The sequence below is a fragment of the Paenarthrobacter sp. NPDC091711 genome (genome assembly GCF_044756605.1).
Classification (GTDB): Bacteria; Actinomycetota; Actinomycetes; order Actinomycetales; family Micrococcaceae; genus Arthrobacter.
On sequence record NZ_JBIVTF010000002.1, the window covers coordinates 476075 to 488498 of the forward strand.

Here is a 12424-nt window from a genome sequence, read left to right on the forward strand (position 1 = left end):
CCGGGCACTGACACTCCCAACAACACCAGGCCTACGAGGCAGAGCCACCCACGGGATTTTCACTGCGGTCAGGCCATAGGCGAGCAGCCACCGCTTCATGATTGGCTCCGGGACTGGCTGTAGAGGCTTTCCACGATGTGGCTGGCGCGGCTGGTGAAAGCAGTGCGTTTCAGCTTCATGGTGGGGGTCACGAATCCGTTGGCCTCGCTGAGGTCGGTCAGCAACAACACGAACCGGCGCACCTGCTCGGAGCGGGCAATTTTGGCATTCGCAGCGCTCACCGCTTGTCCGATGACTGCAAGAAGCCGGGCGTCGTCTATTTGGACTGCGCCGCCGTCCTCAGGGATGCGGATTCCCTTGAGATCGGCGATGCCTTCGCGTTCAGCCCAGGCAGCCAGGGACTCGGGATCCAGCAGGACCAGACCACCCAGATAGGGCTTGCCTTCCCCCACCATGACGGCATGGGCCACCAGCGGATCTCCTTCCACATAGCCTTCCCAGATGGCCGGGGATATGGTCTTCCCGCCTGCGGTGACAATGACGTCCTTGATCCGCCCCTTCAGGGTGAGCCGGCCCACGTGGTCCAGCTCGCCGAGGTCTCCGGTTCGGAAATACCCGTCTACGAAGGCTTCCGCGTTATCCACTGGCCTGCGGTAACCCGCGAAAACGCCCACTCCCCGGGCAAGAACTTCGCCCTGGTCCGAGATTCGAACGCTGGTCCCGGGCATGGGGACTCCTACCGAGCCGGAATGGATGGACCCGGGCAAGTTGCCAGTCAGCGGTGCAGTGGTTTCCGTGAGGCCGTAGCCTTCGATCACGGGAAGCCCCAGCCCTCGGAAGAAGAGGGACAGTTCGGCATCAAGGGCGCCGGCGCCGGATAGCAGGTAGTCAAGCCGCCCGCCCACCAACTGCCGCAGCCGCGAGTAGAAGAGGCGGTCGAACAGCGCCCGCCGGACGCGGAGGCTTGCCGAGGCACGCAGCTGGGGGTCGGCGTCGTGCGCTTCGGCAAACCGGCCCCACTCCACAGCTGTGCGTTGCGCCGAAGCCCACACGCGTCCCAAGCGCTTCTGCGCTGCGGCGGCAGCTGCAGACGCCTGGATCTTCTGCAGAACACGCGGGACCACAACAAGGAACGTGGGTTTTAGGGCGCCCAAGGCGGGTACCACGTCACGGGGATCGGACAGGTGCGCGATCCTCATGCCGTTAGCCAAACAGATCAGCTGCAGTCCGCGGGCCAGCACATGTGCCATGGGCAGGAAGATGATGGTGTTGCCGCCTTCACGGACAACCTCGGTGTAGGCGGCCGCCACGTTCAGAACCTGTCCCACAAAGTTGCCGTGCGTGATCAGGGCACCCTTGGGAGCGGCTGTTGTTCCGGAGGTGTAGACGATGGTCGCCACAGAATCGAGGGTGGCAAGCAGGCGGCGCTCCTCCACGGCACTATCCGGAATCCGGGCGCCCCTTTCCACCAAATCGGCAAGGTCGGCACCAGGCCGCGCGTCGAGGGTCCAGACCCCCAACGCCGTCAACCCGGCCCCCGCGAAGCCCTGCTCCAGCAAGGCCGCGTGCTCGGCGCTGCCACCGACTGCGAGCCGGACATCGGCATCGGCAAGTATGGCTGTCACCTGCGGTGCCGCGGACGTTTCGTAGACAGGAACCACGACGGCGCCGGCGAACCATGCGGCCATATCCGTCAAGGCCCACTCATACCGGGTGGGAGACATGATGGCCAGGGACTCCCCCGGCTGAATCCCGGCAGCGATGAAGCCCTTGGCCAGGGCGCGGACCTCATGTGCGAAGTCTGCCGTGGTGACCTCGCGCCAAGGATCAGTGACCGCGCCGCCAGGGGTTCTGACCTCAAAGGCGGCGTGGTCCGGATTGCTGCGCACCCGTTGCATCAGCAGGTCCGTGGCGTTGCGGTGCAATGAAGGCTCCACCAGCGGCGGGGAGGTGAACTCTCTCAACGAGCACCCTCTGCCGATAGTGACCTCAGGTGGTCCTCCATGAGGCTCACCACGGAACCGAGGAAGTCAGTAATCACCAATTGCTGGGCCGGATCCAGCGCATCCAGCCGGGCAGCGGCGGTGGCAACGAGGGGTTGCATCAGCTCTTTGACCTTCCGGGAAGCGGCCTCGGTGACGTTGACGCGCACCTGACGCCTGTCTTCCGTACTGCGGGAGCGTTCCACGAAGGCGTGCATTTCCAGGCGACCGACTATGGCCGTGGTGGTGGCAGCGGTCGCGCTGAGTTTCACGGCCAAGGCCCCTACGGTGACTGGGCCTGACTCCGAGAGGACTGTGAGGGCCCGGTAGTCGGTGAGATTGAGTCCCAGCGCTCTAGCCACCTCCCGCTCCGTCTCATTGGCCAGGCCGAAGAGGGCCTGCAAAGTCCCGGAAGCCGGGCTGCCCGGCACTCCAATGGCCTTTTCAACATTTTGCATGTTTATATAGTAATCAAATTAATTTGAACATCAAGCAGAGGTAAATCATGAAGGATACGGACAGGAAGGGCCTCATCGCCCTTCCGGTAGTACTGGTTCTGGCTGTGCTCATCGCGCTGGCAGGCAGCCACAACGGGGCAACACTTGGCGGTTTCCCGCTTTTCGCGTGGGCAGTGACGGCCGCTTTCATCATTCAATGGCTCGTGTTCATCCCGTCCTTCAAGGCGCAAACAGAGAAGTTCTTCGACCTCACGGGATCGCTCACCTATGTAGCGATCACGGTGATGCTGGTGGCACTGACCCCGGGAATCGATGCCCGCGGACTCCTGCTGGCAGCGCTGGTGGCCGTGTGGGCCTTGCGCCTGGGCATTTTCCTGTCCCGCCGGATCCACGCATCTGGCAAGGACGACCGCTTCGACGAGATCAAACCGTCGTTCATCCGGTTCCTCAACGTGTGGACGGTGCAAGGCCTTTGGGTGGTCTTCACTGCGGCCGCGGCCTGGATCGCCATCAGCAGTTCACAGCGCGTGGACCTCGACTGGTTGGCTCTGCTGGGCTTCCTGCTCTGGGCCGCTGGTTTCGGTATGGAGGTGGTGGCCGACCTGCAGAAGAGCCGCTTCAAAGCCGACCCCGCCAACAAGGGAAAGTTCATCTCCACCGGGCTCTGGTCCAAGTCCCGGCACCCCAACTACTTTGGTGAAATCCTGCTCTGGGTCGGAGTGGCTGTCATCGCTGCGCCCGTGCTCCAAGGTTGGCAGTGGGTGGCCATGATCTCGCCTGTGTTCGTGGCTTTGCTGCTCATCAAAGTCAGCGGTATCCCCCTGCTGGAAAAGAAAGCGGACAAGACCTGGGGTGGCCAGGCTGACTACGAGGCATATAAAAAGAACACCCCGGTACTGATCCCCAAATTCGGATAACCCGCAGACCAGGCCCCACAACGCCGGCCCCACCCGTTGCGGGGCCCGCTCTGCGCCCCTCGCGCCCCAAATAGGGCGCAAACCAGGCCCCACAACGCACAGGCCCACAAACGCGAACGGCGCGTGCCCCCGAAAGGAGGCACGCGCCGTCGTACGTTTGAAGCGTTTGAAGCCTTAGCTGAACAGCTCGCTCTTGGGCTCGTTGTTCTTGACCTTCTGCCATCCGAGCCACAGCACCAGTGCGAAGAACGGGATGGTGGCAAGGGTCCACAGGCCCAGCAGGAAGACCTCGCCGGTTTCCTTATCCGTCATGGAATCGAAACCAATCAGCACGGTGATGGCCAGCAGGGCAATGAGGCCCACCCAGCTGGTCCACGGCGAACCGGGCATCGGCAGGCTGGAGACGTTGCCGCGCTTCTTTCGGAGGGCAATCTGGCTGGCGAAGATGGAGCCCCACGTGAAGATCACGCCGATGGACGCGGTGTTCAGTGCGAGGTCGAAAGCGTGCGAGCCACCCAGCCAGATGTTGAGGAGAATACCCACGAGGTAGACGCCGCCAATCGCCAGGATGGCCGCATACGGCACGTGGCGTGTGGACATCTTGGTGAGCCACTGAGGAGCATGGCCGTTGTTGGCCATGGTGCGGAAGATGCGGCCGATCGAGTACAGGCCCGAGTTGCAGGAGGACAGCGCCGCGGTGATGACGATCATGTTCATGACGTCACCCATCCAGCCGAGGCCCATCTGGCCGAACACGGTAACGAACGGCGAGGTGCCGGCCACGTACTGGTCGGACGGCAGCAGCATCGCGAGCAACGTCACCGAACCAACGTAGAAGACCACAATGCGGATCACGACGGCGCGGATCGCCTTGGGAACTTCGCGTTCCGGGTTTTCCATTTCACCAGCAGTAATGCCGACGAGCTCGATTGCGTTGTAAGCGAAGATCACGGCGTTGAGGACCAGGATCATCACCAGGCCGCCCTTGGGGAACATGCCGCCGTCTTCGTGGAAGAGGTTGGCCACAGACGCGTTTCCGTCGCCTACCTTGGCGTTGGTGACAACCATGAACGTGCCAACAGCCAGGAAGATCACGATTGCAGCGACCTTGAGGCAGGATGCCCAGAATTCGAATTCGCCGAACGCCTTGACGCTGAACAGGTTCACGGCCACCAGCAGCACCAATGCGGCAATGGCGGACAGTTCAATGGGCACGTTGGGGAAGAAGAACTGGAAGTACAGGCCGATCGCAATCAGCTCAGCAATGCCTGTCATGGCCCAGTTGATGAAGTACATCCACCCGGAGAGGAAGGCGCCCTTCTTGCCAAACATTTCGCCGGCGTAGCTCACGAACGAGCCGGAGGTCTGTCGGTACATGATGAGTTCGCCGAGGGCGCGCATCAGCAGGTAAGCGATGACGCCGGCAATGGCGTAGGAGAAAATCAGGGCCGGGCCGGTAGAGGCCAGACGGCCACCCGCGCCCATGAACAGGCCGACGCCGATTGCGCCACCCATGGCGATCATGGTGACGTGGCGGCGGCTCAGGGTCTTCTGATATCCCTCGGCGCTGAGGTTGGAGTCCGAGGCTGCAGATGAGGCCTTGGAGCTCTGGAGATCTGTGGGAGTACTTTGCGGCACAGCTGTTCCTTGTGGGTTGGGTGTTGCTGTAGGTGTTACGCCAGTGCCGGAACACGGGCGGCTTTGGCACACATAATTCGAGCTTTTCCTCTTTGGAGGGCTCGAAGTGTGACAAAGAACGCAGAACGCCGAAGCTTCGCGCAACCCGTCTATCTTACGGGATTAACCCCAATGCCCGTGACGCAGGCAACAAGGGCCTGTGGATAGGGCTGTTCCAGGTTAGGAAGCGGCCCTGGTCCCCAGGTACATGGATCCGCGATCCGAGCCCGTGATGTGGTCGGCCAGCACGGCAGCCTGATCCCACAAGGGCGCCACCATCCCGTACACCTCGCCGCGGTGCTGAGCGCACTCACCCACGGCGTAAATGTCCTCCTCGTCCATCACCCTCAGGTGGTCGTCCACCACGATTCCGCGCTCTACCGCCAAACCACTGACGACGGCGACGTCAACGTTCGGTCGCACGCCTGCGGCTACCACCACCATGTGGCAGTCGATATCGGGTTGGTTGCGTACGCTCAGTCCCGTGATGCGATCAGCCCCGAGGATCGCGGTGACCCGGCTTCCGGAAAGAACCTCCACCTCCACACCGCAGGACTGCAACCCCCGGGCTGCTTCCAGAGCGAACGAGTCCCCGCCAATCACCACTGCCCGTCGGTGGTGCTCCTGCTGGGCGAACTTGATCATCCTGCGGGCATCGTCCAGGGTTCGGAACGTGAAAACACCGTGGCGGATGGTTCCGCTGGGCGTGTAGAGCCCGGCCATGGGTGGCAGGAACGGGTGGCTGCCGATTGCGATGACCAGATGGTGGTACTGGACCACTCGTCCGTCGGCGGCGAAGACGTGCTTGCTGAACTTGTCGATGCGTTCCACCCGGACCCCCGAGTGGAGTGTGATGGCGTTCTCCTGGTACCAGGTCAACGAATTGAGGAGGATGTCCGCCTCGCTCTCCTCCCCACACAGGACGCGCCCAAGCCTGCTCCGGCTGTAATTCCCGTAGGGCTCCTCGCCGAACACGGTGATGTGGAACAGGTCCGCACCGCCCCTGGCGAGGATCTCTTCCACGGCCCGCACCCCGGCCATTCCGTTGCCGATCACCACCAGCCTTTTCTTCACCAGTTCACCCTCATCAGTGCTCCACCATTCCCAGATCCACCACCACGTACCCCCTGGTTCCGGTGGGTGCCACGATGAAGAGCTCGATCACCGATCCGCCGTCGGTATCTTCCACGACCCTGAGCGGGATGTGGACATCACTCTTGGCCCCGATGGGGAAATAGCGCATGGGAATGCGGTCCCGCATCAGCACCACGGTGATCAGTTCAGTGCTGGAATTACCTCCGCGAAAGTAGAGCGTTTGGTTAATAATGCCGTCGGGCACGAAGTGGGCAAGCTCGGCATGGATGGGCACGGGTTTATCCAGCCCTGCGCCTTCAAAGTGGTAGATGCCCTGCAGGAAGAGGTTCTGAATGATCACGGGAAAGTCCTTTCGGCCGTTCCCTTCCCATGGTGCGCTGCCGTTGTTTCAGGACGCTCAATGCCGTGTTTCCACCTGTCGGCCACGGGGTAACCATCACTTTGCCAACAGCTCACCCGCGCTCAACCGGAGCGAGCACTAGAGACCGGAGCAAGCACTAGAGCAATTCGCCGGCCTGCATCTGGTACCGCACCCACGACCCCTGGGCGGTACGCGCATGATCGGAAGCGCTGCGATCAAACCACTCCCCCAGTGCACGGTCGTGGCTGACGATCACCACGGTGCCCTCAAAGGAGGCGAGCGCTACTTCCAATTGCTCCACCAGCACAGGCGCCAGATGGTTAGTGGGCTCGTCCACGATCATGGTGTCGTAACCACCCAGGAGGAGCCGGGCGAGGGCGAGCCGGCGCTGCTGCCCGGCTGAAAGGCCTCCCACGGGAACGTGAAACTCGGCCGGGCGGAACAGCCCCAGCCGCAACAGCCCCTCGGCATGTGCATCGATGTTGCCGCCCAGCCCGGCGGCAAACGCGGGGAGCAAGCGCAGCCCAGGCCGGGCGGGCACCTCGAGTTCCTGCTGCAGATAACCCACCTTGCCGTTGGCGGTCACCGTCCCGGTGGCCGGCTCCAGCGTCCGGGCGAGAATGGACAGCAGGGTCGATTTGCCGGCACCGTTGGGGCCGGTGATGAGCACTTTTTGTCCGGCATCCACGCGTAGATCAGCGGACTGGAGCCGCCCGGGAACGCTCACACCATTTGCTTCCAACGCAGGAGCGGACGCCACCTCCGCCACAGCCGCCACCTCTGCCACAGCCGCCACCCGGGACGGTGCTGACAGTTTCAGGGGCACGGGTGGCCGTTCCACCGGGTTGTCCTCGAGCCTGCGGAGCCGCTCCTGGGCGTTACGGACCTTACTGGCCGCGGCGCTTTGCCAGGTTCCGGTCTTGAATCCGAACGCCATCTTGTCGTTGTCGCGTTTGCGGCCATAGCCCATGCCATCCGCAACAGTGGCAGCCTGGAGGCGTTCAGCAGCCATGGCGTCGAGCCATTGATCGTATTCCTGGATCCAGCGGGCACGCTCGGCCGCTTTTTCACGGAGGTAGCCTTCATAGCCGTTCCCATACCGGTTCACGGCCCGCCGGTCAGCGTCCACTTCGATGATGGTGGTGGCTACTTTCCTCAGCAGCACGCGATCGTGCGAGACCACCACAACCGTGCCGCGATGCGCCGCCAGCCTCGATTCAAGCCAGGCAGTGCCGTTCGCATCCAGATGATTGGTGGGCTCATCCAGCAGCAAGGCTTCGGCCGGGTCGGCCAAAAGGCAGGCCAGCGCTACCCGCTCCTGCTCACCGCCGGATAAAGATCCAAGCGTTCGACGCCGGTCCAAGCCTCCCAGCCCCAACTTGTCCAGCGCTGCTTCCACCCGGGATTCGGCAGCGTAGCCTTCACGGAGTTGGTATTCCGTTTGCAGGCTACCGTAGAGTTCCAGGTCCTCAGGATCAGCGTCAGCCAAACCGGACTCAAGCTCTGCGATCCGTGCCTCCAAGGAACGGAGCGAAGCCAGCGAAGTATCAATGGCGTCCCCTACGGTGAGGGACTCGGAGAACCCGTGGGTTTGCGCGAGGTAACCCACGCGGTAGCCGGGGTTGCCGGATAAACCGGCCGTGCCGTCGTCGGGCGTCTCCACGCCGGCAAGCAGACGCAGCATGGTGGACTTGCCGGCGCCGTTTTCGCCGACGATGGCCACGTGTTCGCCATGGTGGATGGCCAGGTCAACGGCGTTGAGGAGCTCGCGGTCCCCATAGCCATGGGAAACGCCGGAAAGGTGAAGGTGGTCAGTCAAGAGGAATCCTCGCAAGTCCGCAGTGGGTGGCAGAAAGCCATGTGGGTACTGGGGATGCAGCCGATGGGAAGGGGCTGCGCTCAAGACTTCATGGGTCCAGCCTGACGGCGGAAAGCGGATGCGTCAAGCCGCGACACCAGGGATGGCGCAAATCCATGGAAAAACCTCTTGTAATGACACCACTATGGCGTCACAATGGTGTCATGCAGCTCATCCAGTACATCACTGCGGTGCAACAACAGCTAGAAACCGCCGCCGAGGCTGGTGGCCCGGAGGCACGGGCGCTCAGCGAACGCCTCACCGCCGCCGTCGAATCCACCCTTCGACTGGCCCTCCTGGAAGCCCTCTCTGACGCCGCGAGCGAGATCACTTTGGAGCTCGCCCCCGGCTCCGTGGAGGTCAGGCTCCGCGGCCGAGACCCCGAATTCGTGGTCAACAATCCACCAAGCGGGGACTTCGAAGCAATGATCGAACAATCAATCCAGGACGCCATTGCGCCGGACGACGTGGATGGCACCACCACGTCGCGGACCACGCTCCGGCTTCCGGATCAGCTCAAGCAACAAGTCGAAGAGGCCGCTGGCAGGGACGGACTGTCCGTGAACTCCTGGCTGGTCCGGGCAATCGCAGAGGCGCTCCGCGGCGGCCACTCGCCCCAGAAGAGTCCACGCCGTGAACCCGGCGAGCAGAACTTCACGGGCTGGGCGCGCTAATGGCAACTTTCCAGACCCCCCAGCCAATCGCCGTCGTGATTGACGTCTCCGTCCGCGGCGATATCTGGATAGTAGCCCGCGACCATCCCACCACCGAGGTGTCGGTCCAGCCCCGCAAGGCCAAACGAAACCTGGACGTCAGGATGGCTGAGCAGACCACCGTGGACTACGCTGACGGCCGCCTGCAGCTAAGGCTGCACCCATCGTTCCGCCACAGTTGGTTCAGCGACGGCGGCGCAGTGGAGATCACCGTGGAGGTTCCCAGCGGCAGCAGCCTGGAGCTGAAGTCCGCCATGGGAGACCTCCGATGCGAAGGCGAATTCGGCGCAGCCGACCTCAAAACCGACCTGGGCCACATTCGCGTCGATCACTGCGGCGAGCTGAGGGCACACACGGACATGGGCGACATCACGGTGGAGCGCGCTGTGGGACGGTCCCGGATCAAGACGAGCTCAGGAAAAATCCGTATCCGCCACCTGGACGGAGTTGCCACCGTCAAGAACGGCAATGGCAACACGTACATCGCCCACGCTTCCGGGGAGCTGAGCGTCAGCGCAGCCAATGGCGACATTTCGCTGGAGCGGGCCGGCCTTTCCACCACCGTCAAAACATCCAGCGGCGACATCACCGTGGCTGACGTGGCCGCCGGCAGCCTCACTGTTCAAACCGCCGCAGGCACACTGGCAGTGGGTGTTCGCGAAGGCACTGCCGCGTGGCTTGACCTCAGCACCAAATACGGACGGGTCCGCAACGGCCTCGAAGCCACCAACGGCCCGGGAGACACCACGGACAAAGTGGAGATCCGCGCCCGCAACTCATATGGCGATATCGCGGTGATGCGCTCCCCCGTCAGCGCGCGGTAGCCGTGGCGACGGCCCGCTTCCTGCGGGCTTTGGCCAGTCGCGTACCGATCAGTCCCTGCCGCGGGCTGAACAAGTACACCAAGCCGAATACCACGCCTTGGGTGAGGACCACCATGGCCCCCGACGCCGTATCCAGGTAGTAACTCAGATAAATTCCGGCCACCGAGCACACCACCGAAATGACGGGCGCAATCACCAGCATCCGGGAAAAGCGGTCGGTCAGCAGGTAGGCGGTGGCGCCCGGAATGATCAGCATGGCCACCACCAGCACCACGCCCACGGTCTGCAGGGCAACCACGGAGGTCAGCGCGAGCAGCCCCAGGAGCAGGGCGCCGAGCCTGCGCGGAGAGAGTCCGATCGCGTGGGCGTGCGTGGGGTCAAAGGCGTACAGCGTGAGGTCACGGCGCTTGAGGATCAGGATGGCAAAGGCCACCACGCCCAGGACCACCACCTGGATGAGGTCCGGAACACTGACGCCCAGAAGGTTTCCGAAGATGATGTGATTCAGGTCGGTCTGGCTCGGGGTCACGGAGATCAGCACCAGGCCCAGCGCGAACAGCGAGGTGAACACTATGCCGATCGCAGCATCTTCCTTCACCCGACTGGTATTCCGCACCACCCCGATCAATGTCACGGCGATGAGCGCGAAAACCAGCGCACCCAGGGCAAACGGCGCACCCACGATGTAGGCGAGGACGACGCCGGGAAGCACCGCGTGCGAGACGGCGTCGCCCATGAGGGACCAGCCGATGAGGACGAGCCAGCAGCTCAGGACGGCGCATACCACTGCGGCTATGGCGGTGGTTGCCAGGGCCCGGACCATGAAGTCGTAGCTGAGGGGTTCCAGGAGGAATTCCATGGCTTAGCCCCTGTTCATGACGTCGAGGCCGAAGGCCATGGCGAGGTTCTCCGGTTGGAGCACGGTGTCCGGGCTTCCATGCATGAGCACCTTGCGCATCAGCAGCACTGCTTCATCGCAGAGTTGGGGCAGGGCATGGAGGTCATGGGTGGAGATGAGGATGGTGGCGCCGTTGTCCGCAAGCTCGCGGAGCAGCCTGGTGATAGTAGCCTCAGACCGCTTGTCCACGCCCGCGAACGGCTCGTCCAGCAGCATCATGGTGGCGCCTTGCGCAATGCCCCGGGCAACGAAAGCCCGCTTTTTCTGCCCACCGGACAACTGACCGATCTGCCGGTCTGCGTAGTCGCTCAGCTCCACGCGTTCCAAAGCATGCTCGACGGCGTCCCGGTCCGCTTTGCGGGGACGGCGCGTGAATCCCAGGTGCCCGTAACGGCCCATCATCACCACATCCCGGACGGACAAAGGAAACGCCCAGTCCACGTCCTCACTTTGGGGAACGTAACCGATCCCCGCATCCTTGCGCATCTTCACCGGAGGTTGACCGTTGATGAGCACCCTGCCGGAATCGGGTTTGACCATGCCCATGATGACTTTGAAAAGGGTGGACTTGCCGGAACCGTTCATGCCCACCAATCCACAGATCCGCGAATGGTCCAAGGTGAGGGATGCCTTGTCCAGGGCCAGGACGTCACCGTAGTGAACCGTGACGTCCTCAACAGCGATCGCGGGTGTGCTCATGAGGTTCCTCCTGTCAGTGCCGTGGTGATGACCTTGGCGTCGTGACGCATGAGGTCCAGGTATGTGGGAACGGGGCCGTCCGCTTCAGAGAGGGAATCGACGTAGAGCACCCCTCCGAACTTGGCACCCGTGGCACCCACCACCTGTTGCATTGGGGCATCGGACACCGTGGATTCGCAGAACACCGCCGGAACCTGGTTGTCCTTAACAAACTCGATGGCCCGCGTGATCTGCTGTGGAGTGGCCTGCTGCTCCGCGTTCACAGCCCAGATGTACACCTCTTTGAGGCCGGCATCGCGGGCCAGATAGGAGAATGCGCCCTCGCAGGTGACCAGCGCCCTCTGCTGCTCCGACAAGACGGACAGCTTGGACACCATCTCGTCCTGCACGGTCTGGAGTTGGGCGTTGTAGGCCTTCGCGTTGGCTTCGAATTCGGCGGCGTGGGACGGGTCCAGCGTGGCGAAAGCCTTGGCCATGTTGTTGGCGTAGATCTGGACGTTCTTGGGCGACATCCACGCGTGGGGGTTCGGCTTGCCTTGGTAGGAGTCCTCGGCAATGGGCATGACGTCCACGCCATCGCTGACTACTGCGTGAGGCACATCAAGGTCTTCGACGAACTGGGCGAACCAGGCTTCGAGATTCAGCCCGTTGTCCAGGATGAGGTCGGCTTGGGCGGCCTTCCGGATGTCGCCCGGCGTTGGCTCGTAGCCGTGGATCTCGGCGCCGGCCTTGGTGATGGACTCCACGCGCAGTTTGTCGCCGGCAACATTCTTGGCGACGTCCGCCAGCACGGTGAACGTTGTGAGCACCACAGGCCTGTCGTCATCTCCGGCCGAGGAATCACCACCGCAGGCGGAGACTCCCAGGACAAGTGCGATGGCGGTCAGGACAGCAGCGAAACGGCGGACAACTTTGGCGCGCCGAAACGGAAAGTTAGGCATA

General features: G+C 63.0%; 12 protein-coding genes. 3 read left to right on the plus strand and 9 right to left on the minus strand.

Going from position 1 to position 12424, the window contains the following annotated elements; translation table 11 throughout:
• Positions 1-95: 95 nt before the first annotated feature.
• Positions 96-1964: an AMP-dependent synthetase/ligase gene (locus ACIQH5_RS05520; protein WP_400400992.1), complete on the minus strand. Its 1869-nt coding sequence runs from the start codon at positions 1962-1964 to the stop codon at positions 96-98.
• Entirely contained in the window at positions 1961-2440 is a 480-nt protein-coding gene (locus tag ACIQH5_RS05525; protein ID WP_400400994.1) for a MarR family transcriptional regulator, read from the minus strand. Before ACIQH5_RS05525 ends, ACIQH5_RS05520 begins: the two co-directional genes overlap by 4 nt.
• Positions 2441-2487: 47 nt before the next feature.
• Here ACIQH5_RS05525 and ACIQH5_RS05530 point away from each other — a divergent pair, with 47 nt between their 5' ends.
• A complete protein-coding gene (locus tag ACIQH5_RS05530) occupies positions 2488-3357 on the plus strand; it encodes a DUF1295 domain-containing protein (protein ID WP_400400996.1) in 870 nt (289 codons plus the stop codon).
• Between the two features lie 174 nt (positions 3358-3531).
• Here ACIQH5_RS05530 and ACIQH5_RS05535 read toward each other — a convergent pair whose 3' ends face one another.
• From ACIQH5_RS05535 to ACIQH5_RS05550, 4 genes are all read right to left on the minus strand, one after another.
• The gene (locus ACIQH5_RS05535) at positions 3532-4995 is read right to left on the minus strand and encodes an amino acid permease (protein WP_024817890.1); all 1464 of its coding nucleotides are present in this window, start codon (positions 4993-4995) and stop codon (positions 3532-3534) included.
• A 219-nt stretch (positions 4996-5214) separates the two neighbouring features.
• Entirely contained in the window at positions 5215-6108 is an 894-nt protein-coding gene (locus ACIQH5_RS05540) for an NAD(P)/FAD-dependent oxidoreductase (RefSeq protein WP_400400998.1), read from the minus strand.
• Between the two features lie 13 nt (positions 6109-6121).
• Complete coding sequence (locus ACIQH5_RS05545) at positions 6122-6469, minus strand: molybdopterin oxidoreductase (RefSeq protein ID WP_400401000.1); 348 nt, start codon at positions 6467-6469, stop codon at positions 6122-6124.
• Between the two features lie 157 nt (positions 6470-6626).
• Positions 6627-8309 (minus strand): ABC-F family ATP-binding cassette domain-containing protein, encoded by a 1683-nt coding sequence (locus ACIQH5_RS05550; protein WP_400401002.1) that lies wholly within the window; start codon positions 8307-8309, stop codon positions 6627-6629.
• 203 nt (positions 8310-8512) lie between these two features.
• Between ACIQH5_RS05550 and ACIQH5_RS05555 the strand changes: the two genes are divergently transcribed.
• Both ACIQH5_RS05555 and ACIQH5_RS05560 read left to right on the plus strand, forming a co-directional pair.
• On the plus strand, positions 8513-9022 hold the full coding sequence (locus ACIQH5_RS05555) for a histidine kinase (protein ID WP_400401004.1): 510 nt from the start codon (positions 8513-8515) through the stop codon (positions 9020-9022).
• Positions 9022-9885: a DUF4097 family beta strand repeat-containing protein gene (locus ACIQH5_RS05560; protein ID WP_400401006.1), complete on the plus strand. Its 864-nt coding sequence runs from the start codon at positions 9022-9024 to the stop codon at positions 9883-9885. Before ACIQH5_RS05555 ends, ACIQH5_RS05560 begins: the two co-directional genes overlap by 1 nt.
• On the opposite strand, the gene ACIQH5_RS05565 is transcribed toward ACIQH5_RS05560, so the two are convergent.
• From ACIQH5_RS05565 to ACIQH5_RS05575, 3 genes are read right to left on the minus strand one after another with little or no spacing between them, the layout of a single operon-like run.
• A complete protein-coding gene (locus ACIQH5_RS05565) occupies positions 9872-10744 on the minus strand; it encodes a metal ABC transporter permease (protein WP_400401008.1) in 873 nt (290 codons plus the stop codon). The genes ACIQH5_RS05560 and ACIQH5_RS05565 overlap by 14 nt on opposite strands.
• A 3-nt stretch (positions 10745-10747) precedes the next feature.
• A complete protein-coding gene (locus ACIQH5_RS05570) occupies positions 10748-11482 on the minus strand; it encodes a metal ABC transporter ATP-binding protein (RefSeq protein ID WP_400401010.1) in 735 nt (244 codons plus the stop codon).
• Positions 11479-12423 (minus strand): metal ABC transporter substrate-binding protein, encoded by a 945-nt coding sequence (locus tag ACIQH5_RS05575; RefSeq protein WP_400401012.1) that lies wholly within the window; start codon positions 12421-12423, stop codon positions 11479-11481. The genes ACIQH5_RS05570 and ACIQH5_RS05575 overlap by 4 nt, the downstream gene beginning before the upstream one ends.
• Position 12424: the final 1 nt, after the last annotated feature.

Coding starts and splice junctions, on each gene's coding strand:
- ACIQH5_RS05560 (WP_400401006.1), top strand. CDS start 9,022: ATGGCAACTTTCCAGACCCCCCAGCCAATCGCCGTCGTGATTGACGTC.
- ACIQH5_RS05565 (WP_400401008.1), bottom strand. CDS start 10,744: ATGGAATTCCTCCTGGAACCCCTCAGCTACGACTTCATGGTCCGGGCC.
- ACIQH5_RS05525 (WP_400400994.1), bottom strand. CDS start 2,440: ATGCAAAATGTTGAAAAGGCCATTGGAGTGCCGGGCAGCCCGGCTTCC.
- ACIQH5_RS05570 (WP_400401010.1), bottom strand. CDS start 11,482: ATGAGCACACCCGCGATCGCTGTTGAGGACGTCACGGTTCACTACGGT.
- ACIQH5_RS05555 (WP_400401004.1), top strand. CDS start 8,513: ATGCAGCTCATCCAGTACATCACTGCGGTGCAACAACAGCTAGAAACC.
- ACIQH5_RS05575 (WP_400401012.1), bottom strand. CDS start 12,423: ATGCCTAACTTTCCGTTTCGGCGCGCCAAAGTTGTCCGCCGTTTCGCT.
- ACIQH5_RS05530 (WP_400400996.1), top strand. CDS start 2,488: ATGAAGGATACGGACAGGAAGGGCCTCATCGCCCTTCCGGTAGTACTG.